The organism is Sphingobium sp. PNB (genome assembly GCF_019873065.1).
Taxonomy (GTDB): Bacteria; Pseudomonadota; Alphaproteobacteria; order Sphingomonadales; family Sphingomonadaceae; genus Sphingobium; species Sphingobium fuliginis.
This window is the reverse complement of record NZ_JAINEZ010000013.1, coordinates 1-19,827: the sequence shown is the minus strand read 5'-3', so window position 1 is coordinate 19,827 and position 19,827 is coordinate 1. Positions and strand designations below refer to the sequence as shown.

Below are 19,827 nucleotides of genomic sequence, written 5' to 3'. Positions count from 1 at the left end.
GCGGCGCAGTCAGTTCGCAGCCTGAACCGGTATAGGTCCCCCGAACAATCGCCAGCCTTCGCTGAACAGTACAAGCACGATGGTCACGCTCGCCACCCCGAAGAACGAATAGGCCAGAGGCAGCGGGGAACCATTGTAGGCCTGCCCGATCAGTGCGCCCAGCCCCGCGCCAAGCACCAAACGGAAGAACGTCTGAACAGAGGCCGCGGCCCCGGCCACCTTGCCGAATGGCTGCAGGGAAATCGCAGTGAAATTGATGAAGACCGTGATCAGCAAGCACATGTTCGCGGATGTCAGAAGCACGAACTGAAGCAGGGTTTCGCCCGGTCGGGATGCCACATAGATCTGGCCGATCGACACAAGGAAATGGCACAGGATGGCGGCATGGCCGATCCCTCGGATGCCGAAACGGTGTACGATAGCGGAATTGGCAATGCTGGCCAGCATCATCGAGCCCGCCATCAAGCCAAAGATTACCGAATAGGCCCCACCGGCCCCGAAATGTTCGCCGATCAATTGCTGCGAGCTGTTGATGAAGCCGAAGTGAGCGCCGAAAATCAGGGCCATGCCAATGACGTAACCGATCGACCGGCGATTTGTCAGAACGAGGCGGATGTTGCCGAACAATTCACTCGCACCATGAGACTGCCGCCGGGAAAGCGGCAGCGTTTCTTCCATGCGGAAGAAATACCAAGCTGACACTCCCATCGACAGCACCCCGATGACGATGAAGACGGCACGCCAGCCGAGCGCTGTAAAGATCACATAACCCAAACTTGGGGCGAGGGTCGGGACTGCCATAAACAGCATCGCGACAAAGGCCTGCAGCTTGGCCATGTCTTCGCCCTGATAGCGGTCGCGAACGATCGCCAGAGGAAGGACGGTCAGGGCGGAAGAGGCACAGCCAAGCAGCGCGCGGGCCGCCAGCAGGACCGAAAAGTCAGCCACGAAAGCACAAAGCAGATTGATCAGGGCGAACAGAACCATGCAAACCAGCAGGACCGGCCTCCTCCCAAGCCGGTCGGAGATCGTCCCCGGGACGAGCGAAAACAGGCCCGAGCAGATCAGGAAGGTGCCGATGACCCATTGCCGCTGGTTTGAACCGCTTGCTCCCAGATCGGTTGCCATGGCACCCAAAGCCGGAAGCAACGTTGTAAACCCAAGTGACTGCAATGCCTGGATCATCGCCATCATGGCGATGAACTCCCGTTTGCCGATTGGCTCTTTATCGGACAGCGACAACGTTCATACCTTCCGGATGGTCGGGCCTGGCAGCGCCCCCGCCATGAAGCCGGTCCACCAATATGGAGGCCCGTCCACTTCTGATGTAAAGCCGCAGGAGCTATCCTTGCCAGCCGATCGCACGACTCGCTGCTATGGCCGCCGAAAGGATCTTTTCGATCTTCGTCTTCGAATAAAAATGCTTGTCCTGAACTCGCGAGAGAACGCTCATCGTCGCAACAAGCCTGTTCGCGGAATCAAACACAGGTACACTCAAGGCAGAGAGACCAGGCACAACCGTACCCTGTGTGGTCGCGTATCCCAGCTCGCGCGCTTGGACTATCTGCCTTTCCAGTTCGTCGTCGGAAACCACCAGCCCGCTGGCGCGCTCTTGCTCGATGACGGGCTGGGTCAAAGTTCGTGAACAATGGGTCAAATACAGGATGCCAGTCGACGAAGCCTGCAATGGCAAAACAGAGCCGACGTGCAAACTGGTAAACAGGGGCAGACCGCCATCGATCCAGCGAATCACCGATGGCCCGTAATTACCCCAGACCGCCAGCAACCCTGTCGTTTGCAGTTCTTCCAGCACGCTCGCCAGATTATCGCCAGCGATCCGTACCGGCTCCACCCGCGCCAGCGCGGCCATGCCAATACGAACTGAAAACTCACCTAGTGCATAGCGGCCATTCTGGACATTCTGCTCGACCACGCCTGTATTGACAAAAGCCAGCAGGTAACGGTGTGCCTGGCTGCGTGACAGACCCGATTTCTCGGCAACTTCACGCAGATGTGCGCCATCCCTTGGGCAATCCATCAAGGCCCTGAGGACGCGAACACCAATTTCCACGGACTGGATAGCCTTGCGCGGCGAATCATTCGCGCTCAAATCTTCGGGAGGCAAGCGCTCGTTAGCCTGATGTTCGATTTCATCACCTTTAGCTGTAAGCTGGCTAGCCTTGCGTGCGTTCATCGGTATTCCCCTTCACCAGCCACTCCCCGGCCCCAAAGCCCCTTGCATTATGGGAAAGGAGTTGCATATTGTCCAACGAATAGTGTAAGGTGCAAACGCGTGCAACGGGATGATCTGAGTCAATTGCGACAAAGAGGCCGAGCGTCAACCCAACCAGGCGCTTAAAAACCAGTGAGAGGAAAGGAAGTCGGGTAATGGCTGCAATCGCGTTTCCCAGATCGTCCGAAGAGCATTTCGAAGAGTTGCGAAAGGCGCCCGTTCTCGCCCTGCCGACAGCTCTCTTGTTTGTCGTTTCCATGGCAGGGATCGCAACGACCTGGTACCTGGCGCTGAACGCTATGCTTCCGCTTTGGGTCGGTGCGATCTCAAACGGCCTCGTCACCTATCTGCTTTTCAGCGTGATCCACGACGCCTCGCACAAGTCGCTGTCGAGCGTTGGCTGGATCAACGAATCGATCGGCGCGATCGGCTTGTTCTTCCTCTTTCCCTATGCCCCGATGGTCCTGCTCCGCCGGGTCCACAACAAGCACCACACGCATACCAATGGACCCAAAGACCCCGACCGGTTCGAGCATGAATCGCCCTGGTGGCAGGTTCCATTCCGCTGGACCTTCTTCGATGGTGCCTACATCTGGTATTTCGTCAAATATGGTCAGAACGTGCGCAAGAAACATGGCACCGAACTGCTTGTCTTCTATTCGCTCCTCGCGCTGCTGTTCGTTGCGGCAATTTACTTCGGCTTCGGCTGGGAACTGTTCATGCTGTGGTTCGTGCCGTCACGGATCACGCTGTTCATCATCGCCATCGTCTTCGTCATCCTGCCACATCATCCCGCGATCATCGCGCAAGACGAAGACCCTTACATGGCGACAACCATGCGGTTCGGCTGGGAATGGTTGCTCAACCCGCTGCTGGTTTATCAGAATTACCACCTGATCCACCACCTCTGGCCTGAAATCCCGTTCTACCGGATGCACAAGGCCTATTACCTCAAGTACGATGAAATCAACGCCAACCGCATCCCGCGCCAGAAAGCCTTCGCCCTGAAGCCCGAGAACTATGACGACCACTTTGCGGTTCGCCGGGAACTCGACCAGGCGCAAGGCAAGGCAAGGCCTGCCTAACGAAATAACGGCCGGACCGTTCGGTATGGTCCGGCCGTACCTCCAGACCGGGAAACGCACTGATGGCCAAGCAACTTCACCTTGGCGCGTTCATGCGCCCGGTCAGCATCCACACCGGAGCCTGGCGGTATCCAGGTGCCTTACCCGACGCGAACTTCAGCCTGGCAGCGATCCAGCGCTTCATCCGCAGCCTTGAAGCTGCCAAGTTCGATTATTTCTTCATGGCTGATCACCTCGGCGTGCTCAACCTGCCACGCCAGGCGCTGATGCGCAGCCACACTGTGACCTCGTTCGAGCCATTCACGTTGCTTTCCGCACTGGCCGGGGTGACTGAGCGAATCGGCCTCGTCGCAACGGCCTCGACCACTTACGACGAGCCGTTCCATGTCGCGCGCCGCTTTGCCTCTCTCGATCACATCAGCGGCGGGCGGACCGGCTGGAACGTGGTGACCACTTCGAATCCGGACAGCAGCCGCAACTTCGGCCTGGAGACCCAGCCAGATCACGCCGCGCGCTATCACCGCGCCCGCGAGTTTCATGACGTTGTGACCGGGCTGTGGGACAGTTTCGCCGACGATGCCTTCGTTATGGACGCAGCAAAGGGCATCTATTTCGACCCCGCCCGGATGCGTGCGCTGAACCACAAGGGCGAGCATTTCTCGGTCACCGGGCCGCTTAACATCGCCCGTCCGGTTCAAGGCTGGCCGGTCATCTTCCAGGCCGGTGCCTCGGACCCGGGCCGCCAGCTCGCTGCCGAAACCGCCGAAGCCGTATTTGCTGCGGAATCGACGCTGGAAGGCAGCAAAGCCTATTACGACGACGTCAAAGGGCGGGCGGCGACGGTAGGACGCAATCCCGATCACATCAAGATCATGCCGGCCGTATTCCTGGTTGTTGGAGACACCGTCGAGGAAGCCCACGCGAAGCGCGCGAAACTGGACAGCCTGGTCCACTACGACAGCGGCATCCATTCACTGTCCGGCATGCTGGGTCACGACGTATCGGGCTTCGATCCCGATGGCCCCCTGCCCGACATCCCCGAATCCAACGCCAGCAAAAGTTCGCGGCGGTTCATGATCGAATTGGCCAGAGCTGAGAGCCTGACGATCCGCCAGCTCGCCGCGAAGGCCGGCAGCTATGGCGGTTTGGCTTTTGTCGGCACCGCCAAGACCATCGCCGACGAGATGCAGCATTGGCTTGAGCAAGGCGCTTGCGACGGTTTTACCACCATGTTCCCTTACCTGCCGGAAGGCCTGGAAGACTTTGCCGGCAAGGTTGTGCCCGAACTGCAGGCGCGCGGCCTGTTCCGCACCGAATACGAAGGCGAAACGCTGCGCGACCATCTAGGCCTGCCGCGCCCGGACAACCGCTTCTTCGCCTGATGCGGTGAGCCGGTTTGTCATCATCGGCGCCGGGGCAATCGGCAGTTTCCTGAGCACGCGGTTGCACAACGCCGGGCATGAAGTTCTGCTGATCGCCCGAGGAGCGCGGCTCGAGGCCTTGCGAAACACGGGCGTGCTGCTGTCCGAAGGCGGGGCCGAGCGGCAAGTGCGTGTGCCGGTGTCCGCAGCATGCGATCCCGCAACGCCGCCGGATCATGCCATCCTGGCAACCAAGACGTTTCAGATCGAATCGGCGCTTGCCCTGCTCGAACCACTGCGCGGAAGCCGCTTCACGCTGCTGACGGTGCAGAATGGGGTCGAAGCACCCGGCATCGCCCAGGCCGCCCTGCCCCGCGCTGTCGTGCTTGGCGCACGCATGCACGGCTTCTTCGAGCTGGAAGACGGGATCGTGCGCCACACCGGCGTCCCCGCCACGCTGCTGGCCGGCCCGGTCGCCGATCGCGCAACCGACCCGGCTGCCGGACAGGCCTCGGCAATCCTTGCGGGCGACCTTATTGCCGCTGGGGTCCCCACCACTCTGACAGGCGACATGCGCCCAGCGTTGTGGGACAAGTTCCTGATGGCCGCGACGATCGGCGCGGTGGCCCCGGCGTTCGGCCTGAAGGTCGGTCAGGTGCTGGGCCATCCCCAGGCCAGCGCGCTTTTGCGCGAGGCCATGGCCGAGGTCGAACGGATCGCAGCGGCGTTGGGCATCGAATTGCCGCCCGATTGCATATACGAGAAGCTGGACTTCATCGGCCGCTTTCCACCCGACGTCACCAGTTCGCTGCAGCGCGATCTCGAAGCGGGCAGACCGTCGGAATTCGTCCACCTCAGTGGGGCCATACCCCGCTTCGCGCGACAGGCCGACCTGCCCTGCCCGGCCACAGACGAAATCCTCGCGCGGCTGCGCGCCCGCGGGCTTCAACCTGATTGATCAGACGATATCCCGCTCCATCGCGCGCCTGGCAAACCATGCACCCGCCATGATCACAGCATGCGCGGCCAAGGTCGTCAAGCCGACCCACAAGGCTTCGCCGCTCCAAACGACGCTATAGATGTCCCAGGCGGAGCCGACGAGTTCGGTCAGCACGATCACCGGAACCAGCGCCCAGTAGCGCAACGGATCGCGCGCGCCCCACAACGCCACGAGGCCGATTGCTGCCAGTTGGATGCCAACGATCAACCAGGCATCAAGCAGCAGGCCGAAAGACGGCGTCCCCTGCCCCAGCGCAATACCGGGGTAGATCAGCCGCAGGGCCCCCGCATAGACCGGCGGCCAGAGCAGCACGAGATTGCAGAGATACCAGATCCCCACGGCGATCAGGTAAGTGCGCAGAACCTTCATGGCGGCCTCCTCAGGCGATCGCGAAGATATCCGATGTGGCGCAGGCGATGCGCGCATCCTTGTGCGGCGCATAGTCCGGATCGTTCATGAAGGCGTCGATCGCCTCCATCGAAGGAAACCGGATCACCACGACATAGTCAGGTGCGGCTCCCTCGCCCTCATAACGGACGAACTCGTGCGAACGGCAGACCATTTCCCCGCCGTGGCGTCCGACCAGCGCCGGAACTGCGGCCATATAGCCTGCCACCCAGGTTTCGTCGTGCGATTTGATCGATCCGATGAAATAGGCAGCCATCACTCCGTTTCCTTTGGTCAGCGCCGGGACCGCCAGCTTTCCCGCTAGAGCCCCAGCAAGGTGTTGCGAACAGCTTGCGCAAATCCCGCAGTTGTCCCGTTTCCGCCAAGATCGGGGGTCCTCGCGATATCGGGCGCAATGAGCGCCGTTTCGAGTGCGCGCATCACCAGCGCGGCGGGCTCGGTTTCGCCGAGATGCTCCAGCATCATTGCACCCGACCAAATCTGGCCGATCGGATTGGCGATGCCCTGCCCGGCGATGTCCGGGGCAGACCCGTGGACCGGCTCGAACATCGAAGGGAACCGCCGTTCGGGGTTGAGGTTAGCAGAAGGAGCCACAGCGATGGTGCCAGTGATTCCCGGCCCCAGATCGGAAAGGATATCACCAAAAAGGTTCGAACCAACCACCACATTGAACCGTTCGGGCGACATCACAAAGCGTGCGGCGAGAATATCGACATGATACTGATCGGCGGCAACATCGGGGTATTCGGCGCCGATCGCGGCAAAGCGCTCGTCCCAGAACGGCATCGAATGATAGAGTCCATTGGACTTCGTCGCGCTGGTCACATGCCTGCGCCCGCTCCGCCGAGCGAAGTCGAAGGCATAGCGCAAGATGCGGTCGGTGCCCCGGCGGGTGAAGATCGCCTGCTGGACGACGATTTCGTTCTCGCCAGTTCCGGTCCGACCGCCGATCTGGGAATATTCGCCTTCCGAGTTTTCGCGCACCACCCAGAAATCGATGTCGCCGCGAGCCTTGTCGCGCAGGGGCGAAGCGATGCCCGGCAGCAGCCGCACCGGACGCAGATTGACGTACTGCTCGAACTCGCGCCGGATCGGCAACAGCAGCCCCCACAGCGAGATATGATCGGGTACCCCGGGAAAGCCGACCGCGCCGAGGAACACCGCATCATGATCGCGCAACCGGTCTAGCCCATCATCGGGCATCATCTTGCCGGTTTTGAGGTAGGTCTGGCAGCTCCAGTCGAAGTGCCGGAATTCGAGCACGAAACCGCACTTGGCCGCTGCCGCCGTCAGCACCGCGATTGCGGCAGGCACCACTTCGCGGCCAATTCCATCTCCCGGAATGCTGGCGATGGAATAACGCCTCATGGTCAATCTTTCCCTACAGATAGCTGTTCAAAGTCTTGAGCACCCGATAAGCGCTGAGAAAGGCTGGCGCAGGAACCTGCAGTTGCTCCGCTGCCGCCGCGAGCGGCCCCAGGACCTCGTCAACTTCCATCCGCCGGCCCGCCACGAGATCGTCATGCATCGAGGTGCGGACGGGACGGTTTTCCGGCTTGAATCTGGTGCCCATCGCCATGACACCGTACACTGCCTCTTCAAAGCTTTCACGGTCAATCTCGACCAATCTGGATACAGGCGCGAAATAGTTCTGCGGTTCGTAGCCAAGTGCCTTGTAGATCGCCAGCAGATCCTTGACGACGTGGACATAGTGTTCGGCGCCTTCGCGAACCGCCACACCATCCACAAAATCGAGCTTTGGAAGCGCGCCCAGCGTACTGGCGCTCCACGACGATGCTCCACCGACCTGAACCACTTTTTCCCAATGGACATGGACGATATCGGGAGTTGAGCGCGAACCCATGCCCGCAGCGTCGAGCGCTACGGCCATGATCCGCGTGCGCTCGCTCTCCCCGCCTTCCAGCTCGCCGAAATAGGCGGTGACGGGAACCGCCATGTGATTGAGCGCCTTGCCCGGTTCGAGCAGGGTCGCCCCGTCCATGATCGAGCCGCCGATCACCTTGTCCTTGCCAAACGCGGCCTGGAGTTTGCCTTCCTTGCCCACGCCGTTCTGCAAAGTCAGCGCGCAAGCGGTGCGATCGACCAACACCTGCGCATCGGCCAGCGCCTGATCGGTACCCTTGGCCTTGGTCAGCAGGATGTAATAGTCGATGTCGCCTTCAACCTCCTCGGGCGTTTCGACCGCGAAGAGGTTTTCGCGCTGGACGAATTGCGCCCGCACACCCGAAATACTCAGGCCATCCCGGCGGATCGCCTCGACATGGGGCTTGCGCGCAATCAGCGTGACCTTGTGGCCGCCGCGCGCCAGGAATCCGCCGATGACCGAGCCTAGCCCGCCGGCACCGTGGAAACAGAAATGCAATTGCTTGGACATGCTTTGGGATTCCCGTTGGTTCGGCTCAGGCAATGCCCAGTTCGACCAGCTTGGCCCTGATCTGCTCTTTCTTTTCCGGCGTCACATCAGCCACCGGCGGCAGGATCGGGCCAGCCTTGAGGCCAATCGCTTCGTACCAGGCCTTCACATTGGCAAGTGCGCTGGCATAGGTCGCGGTGCGGGCGATATCCCACAGGAAGTTGTCGTGATAGAATTCGCGGACTTCGCTGAGCTGATCGGAAGCGGCCCGCGCTTCCTCCCATTTTCCTTCATGCGCCAGGCGGATGTATTCCTTGGCGAAATGGCGCTTCTTGCCGTACAGCATGTAAGACAATTCACCCCAGCAAACGGTGCCGCCAAGACGCAGATCGTCGAGGAAGAAGTATTCGAATGGCTCCATCGTGTTGAAGCCTTCGGGCATTAGCTGGCGGATTTTGATTGTCTCGGCACGGCTCATGGCACCTTGTTTGACGCCGATCACGGTATCGATATCGGCCAGGCGGCGCATCAGGTCCCAGCTCAGCACGGTTCCCGAAACCGGGGTCCGGTAGAGGCAGACGGCCAGATCGGTGTTGTCGGTCAGGAACTTGAACCAGGCATAGATTTCGTCGTCGCGCTTGAGCTGCACAACCGGGTTGATCACCTCAGCCCCGTTATACCCGAGCTTCTCGACGAACTGCATCTTCTCGATCGCGGTATAGACGCTGGGATCGAGCACGATGGTCCACAGATCGAGCCGCCCGGCATTCGCCTCGGCGACGATCTCGTGATAGCGAAACCAGTCTGACGCTGAGACGTTCCAACATTCGGAGATGAACCCGCCGACGGCCAAGCCATCTACGCCCATTTCGACATATTTATCGATGTTGTAGCGGATACCGTCCACATCGAACTTGTAATCGGCGGTCATCGGGGTAATCGGACACTGATAGAAGCCCCTGACGGTCTTCGTAGCCCAAGCCTTGGCGTCCTTACGATCATATTCCATTGATGTGCACCTCATCTCGATTTGGTTCAGAATTTCAGCTTGCATCTGCCGTTCATGAAGGCGCCAGCGCCGCCTGGGCCGCAGCCAGTCGGGCAATCGGCACCCGGAAAGGCGATGCGCTGACATAGTCCAACCCGATCTCCTCACAGAAAGCGATCGTGGCCGGATCGCCGCCGTGCTCGCCGCAGATCCCCAGTTTAAGGTCGGGCCGAGTTTCGCGCCCTTTGCGCGATGCCATTTCGATCAGCTTGCCGACCCCTTCGATATCGAGAGTGACGAACGGGTCCTTGGCGATAATGCCTTTTTCCACATAAGCACCCAGGAAACGCGCCGCATCGTCGCGGCTGATGCCCAGCGTAGTCTGGGTCAGATCATTGGTTCCGAACGAGAAGAATTCCCCGCTTGCAGCGATTTCGTCGGCAACCAGGGCTGCCCGCGGCAGCTCGATCATGGTGCCAACGCTAAAGGCGATCCGCTCGCCTTTTTCGGCGAACACGACTTCAGCTACCCTGTACAGGGTATCCTTCAGTGATTCGAGTTCACGCGGCAATCCGACCAGCGGGATCATGATTTCGGGACAGACCGCCATGCCCGCCTCGCCCGCGACTTCGAGCGCAGCCTCGAAAATCGCGCGAGCCTGGATTTCGTATATTTCGGGATAGACCACGCCAAGTCGGCAGCCTCGATGCCCCAGCATGGGGTTGGTTTCCGCCAATTCGATTGCGCGATTCCGAACCTGCTCCACGTCAATACCCATCGCCCGCGAAAGCTCGGTGAACTCGCTATCCGTATGCGGCAGAAACTCGTGCAGCGGCGGATCGAGGAGGCGGATGGTGACTGGCAAGCCTTCCATGATCTCGAAGATTCGTCGGAAGTCGGCGCGCTGTTCGGGCAAAAGCTGGTCGAGCGCGGAGCGTCGTTCCTTTTCGCTGTCGGCCAGGATCATCTGCCGCATAGCGAGGATCCGACTTTCATCGAAGAACATGTGCTCGGTTCGGCAAAGCCCGACCCCTTCGGCCCCGAACCGGCGGGCCATTTCGCAATCGAGCGGGGTTTCCGCGTTGGTCCGAACCTTCAGGCGGCGATGCTTGTCAGCCCATGCCATCACCGTTGCGAAATCGCCCGAAAGTTTGGGCTGGATTGTCGGTAGTTCGCCCAGGAACACTTCGCCGGTCGAACCGTCGATCGTAATGAATGCGCCCTCTTCGAGCCGCTGGCCGCCGATCTCGGCGACCCGCGCGACCGGGTCGATCTTGAGACTGGCGGTGCCCGCCACGCATGGCCGGCCCATACCCCGCGCGACCACGGCCGCGTGGCTGGTCATGCCGCCGCGCGCCGTCAGAATGCCGGTTGCGACGTGCATGCCATGGATGTCGTCAGGCGACGTCTCATGCCTGACGAGGATGACCTTCTCTCCAAATTCGGCCCACCGTTCCGCTGTTTCCGCATCGAATACCACACCCCCCGAGGCTGCCCCGGGCGAGGCAGGCAAACCCTTTCCGAGCAGCACCCGCGGCGCATTCGGATCGAGCGAGGGGTGAAGCAACTGGTCGAGCGAGGCCGGGTCGAGGCGGAGCAGCGCGGTCACTTCGTCGACCAGGCTCTCTTCGACCATGTCGACGGCAATCTTGAGCGCGGCCATGGCAGTGCGCTTGCCCGAACGGGTCTGAAGGAGGTAGAGCCTGCCGCGTTCGACTGTGAATTCGATGTCCTGCATGTCGCGATAGTGGCGCTCCAGCAGTTCGAACACCTCAGCAAGTTGAGCATAGGCCTTCGGCATCGCTTCCTGCATTGAGGGAAGCCGCGCACCTGCGGCTTCGCGGGCAGCCCTGGTCAGATACTGGGGCGTGCGGATGCCGGCGACAACATCCTCACCCTGGGCGTTGGCCAGCCATTCGCCGTAGTAGGCCTTCTCGCCGGTTGCAGGGTTGCGGGTAAAGGCGACACCGGTAGCGCTGGTCTCGCCAAGATTTCCGAACACCATGGCCTGGACGTTAACCGCCGTGCCCCAATCTCCGGGGATATCGTTCAGGCGCCGGTAGACCTTGGCTCGCGGTGAGTCCCATGAGAGGAACACCGCCTCGATTGCCGTCCAGAGTTGTTCATGTACATCCTGAGGAAAGGCCGCGCCGTGATGGGCAAGCACGAGATCCTTGAAGGTCGCGATCAGGCCGCGCAGATCGTCCACTCGAAGATCGATATCCTCATCGACGCCGCGATCTTCCTTGATGCGGTCAAGGGCTGCCTCGAATACGCCATGCTCGATTTCGAGCACGACACTGGAATACATCTGGATGAAGCGGCGATAACTGTCGAGCGCGAACCGCTCATCCCCGGAGGACTGGCCCAGGCCGGTGACGGTCGCATCATTGATGCCAAGGTTGAGGATCGTGTCCATCATCCCCGGCATGGATACCCGCGCTCCCGAACGCACCGAGACCAGCAGGGGATCGCGAGGATTGCCGAACGTCTTGCCCGTCGCCCGTTCGACCAGCCCCAAAGCAGCCGAAACCTCATCGCGGATGCGATCAAGTGAAGCTCTGCCGTGGTCAAGATAAGCGAGGCATTCGCCGGCGGAGATCGTGAATCCAGGCGGGACGGGCAGCCCGATCCGCGCCATCTCGGCGAGGTTGGCCCCCTTCCCGCCCAGGACGCGCTTGTCGAGGTCAATCTGACCTGCGACCAGAACGCCGGAACCGAAGGGAAACACACTCGACATTGTTAAATTCCTGAGGTTCAGGTGCAGGTCCAAGGCGGCGCAATTCGATTGGTGCGCCGCCCCAGAAGCGATCTACATTTTGAGAATGGCCTTGATCGCCTTGCCGGTCTTTTCGGTATCCTCGACGGCCTGGTTGATCTGGTCGAGATCATAGAAGGTGCAGAGCTTCTCGAACGGGAACAGCCCGGCCTTCTGCATCGCAATCAGTTGCGGGATGAAGACCTGCGGGGTGCTCGATCCTTCGACTACGCCACGCAACTTGCGGCCAAACAGCATGTTGTTCATGTCTAGCGAAAATTCGGTGCCCAGCTGCGCCCCGCCGACCACTGCGGTTTCACCCATGTTGTGCGTGCTGTCCACCGCCGAGCGCAGCACCGCTGGAATGGCGGTAGTATCCATGGCATAGTCGGCGCCGCCACCGGTCATCGCGACGATCGCTTCCTGAGCGTTGACCGTGTTGGCGTCGATCACATCGGTGGCGCCCAGTTCACGCGCCAGTTCCAAGCGGCCTGCGTTGCGGTCAACCGCGATGATCTTGAGGCAGCCCGAGGCCTTGGCGGCCATCACTGCGCTGAGGCCCACCGACCCGGCCCCGAAGATCGCGATCGAGGAGCCAGGTTCGGGACAAAGCGCATTGAGGATGCTGCCCGCCCCGGTCTGGATGCCGCAGCCCAGTGGGCCCAAAAGTTCGATCTGTGCGTCGTCGGCAACCTTGACGCAGTTGTTTTCCGACGCGATCGAATAGGTCGCGAACGAGGATTGCCCGAAGAAGCAGGCGTTGACCTCTTGGCCGTGGCGGGTAATCGGCGTCGAACCATCCAGGCGGCGGCCCATGAAATTGAGCGGGAACAGGCTCGGACAGTAGGCCTGATGCCCCTTGAGGCACGATGGACAGGTGCCGCAATAGCTGAAGGAGAGCACGACCTTGTCGCCTGGCTTGACAGTGGTCACGCCGCGTCCGACCTTTTCGACAACGCCCGAACCTTCATGGCCCAGCACCGCCGGCAGCGGCGTCGGGTAATATTGATCGCGAACCGTCAGGTCGGTATGACACATGCCAGCTGCAGCAACCTTGACCAGCACTTCGCCGTCGCGCGGATCCTCGATTGAGACGTTATCCAGAACGAATTCACCACCCTGACGCTCAATAATTGCCGCGTATGCGTCCATTATTTCTCTCCCGTTTCCTGATTTCTATTTGATCGAATTTGCTTATGCGAAGAAATAGAGATTCTTGTCCTGCACGACGCGCGCGTCGATATTCAGCTTCCTGCTGAATACCTTGAAGCCGCTGTCTGTTTTCCGCAGCTTGTCTTCGCGTCCCAGCGTGTGCACGTAAACTTCGCTCTGTCGGCGATTGCGGTGCACCAGAACATTGGAGAACACCTCGAATTCAAACGGTGCAATTTCGAATGCTTCGACATTGGTAACGAAATAGCGGATTCGTGATGGCGGATCTTCCATCCATACCTGGCCCGTCAGCAACCGGTCGACCCGCTGCTGCAGCTCGGCATAGTCATCGTTGTAGATTGCGGCATCCCCCGGGGTTGGATCCGGGCGGCGGTCACGTGCAAACCGCTGTTCGTAAACTGGCATCCAGTAATGGATATCTTCGGCGATTACAGTATCGAACCATTGGCGATATTGCTGGTTTTGCAACATCCGCACCTCGGCGGAATAGTGACTGACGATGGCATGATGCAGTTCCATGCCTACGGGCTTGCGTGTTTCGGTCATCTTGCGGTCCAGATTGCTGTCGGGATCAGTCTTGCGGCTCGGCTTGCTTCGCCGACAGACGTTCAGGCCAGAAATTACGGTTGGTCCACATTGCATCCCAGGTATCGTCATTGGCCCGGATGGCGGCCCAATCTGGCGCATCGAGAATTTCTTGCCAGAAACGATAAAAGCCTCGATACGAGGTTTCGCCGATGAAGCTGACCCCGACAATTCCTGGATAGACGGGGTGCGGCCCTTCGCGGTCCTTGCCCATGCTCGAATTCATCCGCCCCTTTCGGGTGATGATACCGTTGTTGTTGTAGGTGGCCGACGACATGTTTTCGCCATCGTCGCTTTCGAGCGTTCCCGCCGTACCAAATGAACGGATCGCTTCGCGCTGGATCGACCGCTTAGTTTCGGTGTCGGCATTCTTCGGCACCATGGTATAGGTCCAGACCTCGATTTCATGCGGCCCGCGCGGATGCCAGATCTTGAAGGTGTTGGTTCCGTAGAGGAACGAACAGTTGGGGAAGATCGACGTATTCCAGTGACCGACATAGAGCCGTTCGCGCTCCGGCCCGAATTTTTCGCGAATTCCGCCCCGCGTCTGCTCGAGATATTTGACGTACCCGTCGCGCTTGACGTGGATCGCAGTCGCCGCATTATCGATCAGGCCAAACCCGTGGCCATGCCGCATGGTGAATTGCAGACCAAGGTCGTCAAACGGCATGTCGGCGCGATTGCCCGACAGGCCAGCCAGCTCGCCCCCGATCATCTGGAGAGCGGCGGCATGCGTCCAGCCCACGTGATACCCATCGCCGACGAAGTTCTCGGTCGGGACTTTCCAATTGCAGGCGAGGGTGCTTTTCAACGGCGGCCCGACCAGTTCCAGACCACCGTCCGGACCGTCCCAGATCGTATCGAGGTACCAGCAGAAGTCCCCCAGATAGTCCTCAAGCGATGGCGCTTCGGGATCATGGCAGCCGAAAATGAAGCCCTTGTAAGTTTCGACCCGGATCGGCGCGAGCCCTAGCTTGGATTTGTCGAGATCGCTGTGATAGCACCGCTCTTCCATCGGAACATCGACGAGCGAACCATCCTGACCGAAAACCCAACCATGATAATTGCACACGAACGCCTTGGCGCTGCCGCTGTCAGCATGACAGATCTGGTTGCCGCGGTGCGTGCAGGAATTGATGAACGCCTTCAGCGAACCGTCCGGCTGCCGCGACAAGATGACACGGTCTTCTGCCATGTACGTCGTAATGAAGTCGCCCGGTTTGGGAACTAGCGAATCATGCCCGAGCATGAGCCAGCATCGCGAGAATATTCGCTCCAGCTCCAGCTGATAGACATCTTGATCCCAGAACACCCGGCGAGACTGGCTCGCACCGGCGTTATCGACGAGTGCCGACGATCCATTCATCGCATCGCTCCCATGCTTTTTGTTACGAGTGCCGCATAGTCGATTCGTGCTATACATGCAACGCGATGCACCATATGCAAAACCTACCGTTGGCGCAAGGACGATTCTCAAGGGGCGTTTGTGGGGAGAATGTTAGGTTGCAAGATGCCGATAGCAACACGTCCAGCATCCTTGGTCTTGGGTCCAGGCTCTGGCAATCACCAGCCCTATTGCTGTGTCTGGCCTCGTTCTTTTGGGCCCTGAATCCGATCGTCGGGCGGGCGGCCAAGGACTTGCTCTCACCTGTGACTCTGGCGTTCTGGCGGTGGGTGGTGGCGCTGGTCTTCGTGCTCCCTTTCGCTTGGCGGCACCTCCGCGACGACCTGCCCGCCATTGTTGGCGGCTGGCGGTTCCTTGGGCTCCTCGGGGCTGTAGGGGTGGGGCTGTTTTCTTTTCTCGTCTATCAAAGCCTGCAGTTCACCACCGCGACCAACAATCTTCTGTTGCAATCGACCATGCCGGTGATGACCCTGCTCATGCCAGTTGTGCTGTTTCGGGAGAGGGTGCGCCCGATCCTCCTCGTTTGCGCACTCCTTTCGATCACCGGAATCGCGTGGATCATGACCAAGGGGCATCCCGACTATCTGCGCTGGGATGCGCTGAACCGAGGCGATCTGCTCGCCATCATTGCGGTTTTTCTCTATTCCGCCTATGCCACCTTCCTGCGCCGCGCACCGGCGATGCACCACCTCAGTTTGCTGGCTGTCCTGTTCGGGGTCGGGATCGCGGCTTTGAGTGTGCCCTATGCCTGGCACCTCTGGTGGGCTGGCCTGACCGTGGCTTCACCTGCTGCGCTCGCATCGCTGCTCTATATCGGGATATTTCCTTCGCTGCTGTCCTACGCGCTGTTCAATCGCGCGGTCGCCTTGGTCGGCTCGGGCCGCGCGGGGGTCTACATGAACCTGCCATCGGTGCTCGGGGTCCTGATGGCCGTACCTCTGCTTGGAGAACGGTTCGCAAAATACCACCTAATCGGTTCGCTGTTGGTGGTTGCATCAATCCTCTTATCGCGTCGGGTCAAGACATAAGGTCAATGAGGCCCTGGCTGCTGCGGCGTATAGCAGAGCAGTCGCGGAATTTATGGTTCGCTCAAAGTCCTTGGCGAGGCGTCGGTTTCGATTGCTCCATGCGAAGTTCCGCTCGACGACCCATCGCCTTGGATGGACGACGAAGCCGGTCTGATCGGCGAATTTCCGGACGATTTCGACGGTCATGGCGGTAGCGTTGCGGACGCGATCGCTGTTGTAGGCGCTGTCGGCGAAGATATGTTCAACGCAAGGGTGGCGCTGGCGCGATTGCTTGAGCAGCGGCACAGCGCCATCGCGATCCTGCACCTCAGCGCTATGGACCAGCAAGGCGAGTGTCCGGCCAGGGCTTGCGGCCAGACAGCGCGCCCATTCGCCTCGTCCAGCGCGTGGCTGGAATTAGGCCGAGATTTGATGAACCGGACGATCTCCTTGGGACTAAAACTGAAGGCGTTGGCACGTCGCTTCCAAGCCGCGCCTTCATGGCGGCGTCGGCGGCGTTGAAGTCATTACAGAGAAGTACACGCGCGAACCGCGCGATGAGCGGACGCGTCGCGGAGCAGGCGCGTCTATTACCCTGGCGTATCCGGCGAGCTGATCGAGGAGCTTCACCACGCCCGCGGCTCCCGTCTCAGCGGGATCGCTCGACGCTTCGCCGGTGACGACTACTGCTACCGAGCGGGCTGCCGGTTTGGCGGACACCGAGATAGGTTCAACCAGGCTACGCCAGCTTCCCGTTCGAAATCTATGGGGCTGAGATAGCCAAGGGTCGAGTGCCGCCGGGTCCCCGCCTTGCGCCTGCTCAGGCGATTGGCGACGGGGCCATGAAGACCGCGCGCGATCGGGGCGAGAGCGCGCGAATGGTAGGAACGATTGGGGAGGCGTCGCGCCAGCTCGTCGCAGATCTGATCAAGACGGGGGATCGATGGACAATGAAATCGGCTGCGTGCCTCCGGCGCCGGAGGCACGCGATAAGAACCGCCGCCGCTAATTGCATCGAGAGGACCGCAATTGGCTATGCTGATATCAAAGCATATTTCAGAGCCCGATCCGAAAGTTGTTGAGCAATACCAGCATGTTGTGATTCACGCCTCTTTGCGACAAGAAGGAGTGGATGGTGGCATGGACTGGTATTGCCCGGCGTGAGCATAGTCGGGAAGGTTTGCGATATCCATCGGATATGACGGACACGGAGTGGGTGCTGGCAGCACCTTTCGTTCCACCGGCGAGGCGAGGTGGCCGACGCCGGACTACCGACATGCGCGAGGTTCTGAACGCGATGCTGTACATCGCGGCAAGCGGGTGGGCGTGGCGGCTTCTGCCGAAGTGCTTTCCTCCGGTATCGACGGTGCGGCGCTATTTCTATGCCTGGCGCGATGCCGGTCTGTTCGACGCGATCAACACGGTGCTGGTCATGAACCTGCGGGAAATCGAAGGGCGTGAAGCTTCGCCCAGCGCCGGAGTGATCGACAGCCAATCGGTCAAGACCACCGAAAGTGGCGGAATCTCGGGCTATGACGCGGGCAAAAAGGTGAAAGGCCGGAAGCGACATATCCTGACGGACACCTGCGGCTTCCTCATCTTCATCCTCGTACATGCCGCCGATATTCAGGACCGAGATGGGGCCGTCGATGTGCTGGCAGCCATTCGCAAACGGTTTCCCTGGCTGCGACACATCTTTGCCGATGGCGGTTACGCAGGCGATAAGCTACGATCCGCCTTGGTTGGCATGGGCAAATGGACGATCGAAATCATCAAGCGATCGGACAAGGCGAAAGGCTTTCAGGTGCTGCCCCGCAGATGGGTGGTCGAACGGACTTTTGCCTGGCTCGGGCGCTGTCGTCGGCTCGCAAAAGACTGGGAGCGATCCATAGCCTCGTCCACCGCTTGGGCCCTCGTCGCCTCAATCCGCATGCTCACGCGCAGAACCGCAAGGCTTTGTCAGAATTGAGAAACTTCCGAATCCGGCTCTTAATCCCGACGCTCACCGTGGTACCGCTGCCTTGGATGTCAAATCCTCACAGTGCAAGGTTCGCGCGGCAATTAGTCTGTCGCGAGTTCGATTGTCGCTGTCTACCCGCCCCATACCAGCAGGTAAACGCCTTGACCTGACGCACTCAACTGGCCCGGTCGGACATCAGTGATATGCGCGCGAACAACTAAATTACCTACCCGCTTATTATCGACCGCACGAGCGATCTTTGAGAGAAGCTTGTCATGGTCGAGGATAGTCAGCGATAACGGGTATGGCGAAAAGAATGCGACCATGTCCGAGCTGGGTGCGCGTCATGTCGCTGAGCTGCTGGCGCTGCGGATCAGGCGGCCGATCGCCGACAAAGGTCTGCCCCCCGCCGTCACGCGCCGGGCCGATTTACCCAGATTAGACCCAAAAAGGGAACCGTTCCGTTTCCTTATCGTTTGAGCCGTTGATCTTGGTCAATGTCTAACAAAACCAACGGATGATTTCGATGAAGATTGCGATATTTGCCGCGCTGCTTACCCTGGCGCCAGTTCCGGTGTTGGCTCAGGCTGTTTCGCCGGCGACTTCGGGAACGATGACCAGCGCCGACATCGGCGTCTCGCCGATCGCAAGCCAGAGTGGACCCAACTACGTGCTCGCCGCGGCCGACGCCAATCTTTACCAGATCAAGGCGTCGCAGCTCGCCGCGACGCGCGCGCAGCGTGATGACGTCAAGGCCTATGCGAAGCGCGTTCTGGCAGAGACGCAAAGTAGCCACAAAGCGCTGCTGGCGGCGTTGAAGAACGATCAGCGCACGATCAAGGCGCCGTCCTCGACCCTTTCCGCCGACCGCGCTGCCCTCCTCAAGCTGCTCCAGAAGGCGCCGAAGAGCGCTTTCGACAACCTCTATCTCACCCAGTCGGCGCAGGTTCAGCAGGATACCTGGGCGGTGCATAAGGGTTACGCACAGGACGGAACCGACCCGGCGCTGCAGCAGGTCGCCGGTACCGCGGTCCCGGTGCTGGAGAACGAGCTCGCCACCGGCAAGTCGCTGACCCCCACCGGGCTTGCAGGATAGGTGATACCCGCCGGGCCAGGTCGACGCAGCCCCCCAGACCTGGTCCGGCACCTGTTTACTGCCATTGATGCTGCGGTTGTAGCCGGCGGCATTGCTCGCCTGATCCGGCCAGCAGAGATGCTCCATCACTGTCAGCAGCCGTAACGGCCGATACGTTTGCTGCCCCAGTAAGCATTCGCCAGGTTGGGCCTGAGATCTTCGAAAAGCGCTTGCGCGAGAGCACGTCCCTCTTCGGTGAGCGAGGAGAGCTTCTGCCGACGATTGCGCTCCCCGACACGCCCGCAAGGTCACCATCGCTGATGGTGTGGCTGCGCGGCGACATTTACGATGGCCGGTTCAGCGGCAACTATGATGGCCGGTAGGATCGGTTGTCTGGCCTGATCGCAGGGAGGGG

17 protein-coding genes and 1 pseudogene are annotated in these 19,827 nt (G+C 60.3%); 6 read left to right on the top strand and 12 right to left on the bottom strand.

The features are described from left to right. Positions 1-9: 9 nt before the first annotated feature. Both K7W03_RS06760 and K7W03_RS06755 read right to left on the bottom strand, forming a co-directional pair. Positions 10-1,242 (bottom strand): multidrug effflux MFS transporter, encoded by a 1,233-nt coding sequence (locus K7W03_RS06760; RefSeq protein ID WP_024018974.1) that lies wholly within the window; start codon positions 1,240-1,242, stop codon positions 10-12. A gap of 100 nt (positions 1,243-1,342) precedes the next feature. Then, positions 1,343-2,194 carry an IclR family transcriptional regulator gene (locus K7W03_RS06755; protein ID WP_008828097.1) on the bottom strand — a complete coding sequence of 284 codons (852 nt, stop codon included), beginning with the start codon at positions 2,192-2,194 and terminating at the stop codon, positions 1,343-1,345. Positions 2,195-2,388: 194 nt separating this feature from the next. Between K7W03_RS06755 and K7W03_RS06750 the strand changes: the two genes are divergently transcribed. From K7W03_RS06750 to K7W03_RS06740, 3 genes are all read left to right on the top strand, one after another. Further along, entirely contained in the window at positions 2,389-3,318 is a 930-nt protein-coding gene (locus K7W03_RS06750; RefSeq protein WP_222885852.1) for a fatty acid desaturase, read from the top strand. A gap of 62 nt (positions 3,319-3,380) precedes the next feature. Continuing rightward, positions 3,381-4,700: an LLM class flavin-dependent oxidoreductase gene (locus K7W03_RS06745; RefSeq protein ID WP_008828095.1), complete on the top strand. Its 1,320-nt coding sequence runs from the start codon at positions 3,381-3,383 to the stop codon at positions 4,698-4,700. Between the two features lie 4 nt (positions 4,701-4,704). Beyond that, positions 4,705-5,637: a 2-dehydropantoate 2-reductase gene (locus K7W03_RS06740; protein WP_008828094.1), complete on the top strand. Its 933-nt coding sequence runs from the start codon at positions 4,705-4,707 to the stop codon at positions 5,635-5,637. Here the strand turns inward: K7W03_RS06740 and K7W03_RS06735 are convergent, their stop codons facing one another. The 9 genes from K7W03_RS06735 to K7W03_RS06695 all read right to left on the bottom strand — a co-directional run bounded on the left by K7W03_RS06735 (position 5,638) and on the right by K7W03_RS06695 (position 15,331). Next, positions 5,638-6,048 carry a BphX family protein gene (locus K7W03_RS06735; protein ID WP_008828093.1) on the bottom strand — a complete coding sequence of 137 codons (411 nt, stop codon included), beginning with the start codon at positions 6,046-6,048 and terminating at the stop codon, positions 5,638-5,640. A gap of 10 nt (positions 6,049-6,058) precedes the next feature. Then, positions 6,059-6,343, bottom strand: a complete 285-nt coding sequence (locus K7W03_RS06730) for a DUF1330 domain-containing protein (RefSeq protein WP_008828092.1) — start codon at positions 6,341-6,343, stop codon at positions 6,059-6,061. A gap of 44 nt (positions 6,344-6,387) precedes the next feature. Next, a complete protein-coding gene (locus K7W03_RS06725; protein WP_008828091.1) occupies positions 6,388-7,455 on the bottom strand; it encodes a tartrate dehydrogenase in 1,068 nt (355 codons plus the stop codon). Positions 7,456-7,468: 13 nt separating this feature from the next. Beyond that, positions 7,469-8,482 (bottom strand): ketopantoate reductase family protein, encoded by a 1,014-nt coding sequence (locus K7W03_RS06720; RefSeq protein ID WP_024018975.1) that lies wholly within the window; start codon positions 8,480-8,482, stop codon positions 7,469-7,471. Between the two features lie 25 nt (positions 8,483-8,507). Further along, positions 8,508-9,470, bottom strand: a complete 963-nt coding sequence (locus K7W03_RS06715) for a dihydrodipicolinate synthase family protein (RefSeq protein WP_008827669.1) — start codon at positions 9,468-9,470, stop codon at positions 8,508-8,510. Positions 9,471-9,522: 52 nt separating this feature from the next. Further along, positions 9,523-12,189, bottom strand: coding sequence for a pyruvate, phosphate dikinase (ppdK, locus tag K7W03_RS06710; RefSeq protein ID WP_008827668.1), 2,667 nt, complete (start codon positions 12,187-12,189; stop codon positions 9,523-9,525). Between the two features lie 72 nt (positions 12,190-12,261). Further along, complete coding sequence (locus K7W03_RS06705) at positions 12,262-13,359, bottom strand: NAD(P)-dependent alcohol dehydrogenase (RefSeq protein ID WP_024018976.1); 1,098 nt, start codon at positions 13,357-13,359, stop codon at positions 12,262-12,264. A gap of 42 nt (positions 13,360-13,401) precedes the next feature. Beyond that, entirely contained in the window at positions 13,402-13,926 is a 525-nt protein-coding gene (locus K7W03_RS06700; protein ID WP_008827666.1) for an aromatic-ring-hydroxylating dioxygenase subunit beta, read from the bottom strand. A 25-nt stretch (positions 13,927-13,951) separates the two neighbouring features. Next, positions 13,952-15,331, bottom strand: a complete 1,380-nt coding sequence (locus K7W03_RS06695) for an aromatic ring-hydroxylating oxygenase subunit alpha (protein WP_008827665.1) — start codon at positions 15,329-15,331, stop codon at positions 13,952-13,954. A 137-nt stretch (positions 15,332-15,468) separates the two neighbouring features. Between K7W03_RS06695 and K7W03_RS06690 the strand changes: the two genes are divergently transcribed. Then, entirely contained in the window at positions 15,469-16,398 is a 930-nt protein-coding gene (locus K7W03_RS06690; RefSeq protein WP_024018977.1) for a DMT family transporter, read from the top strand. Here the strand turns inward: K7W03_RS06690 and K7W03_RS06685 are convergent. After that, positions 16,375-16,740: pseudogene (locus K7W03_RS06685) on the bottom strand (transposase); the annotation flags it as partial. The gene K7W03_RS06690 and the pseudogene K7W03_RS06685 overlap by 24 nt on opposite strands. Before the next feature lie 769 nt (positions 16,741-17,509). Here K7W03_RS06685 and K7W03_RS06680 point away from each other — a divergent pair. Further along, entirely contained in the window at positions 17,510-18,346 is an 837-nt protein-coding gene (locus K7W03_RS06680; RefSeq protein ID WP_024018979.1) for an IS5 family transposase, read from the top strand. Between the two features lie 517 nt (positions 18,347-18,863). Beyond that, the gene (locus K7W03_RS06675; protein WP_031308889.1) at positions 18,864-19,433 is read left to right on the top strand and encodes a DUF4142 domain-containing protein; all 570 of its coding nucleotides are present in this window, start codon (positions 18,864-18,866) and stop codon (positions 19,431-19,433) included. Positions 19,434-19,827 lie beyond the last annotated feature (394 nt).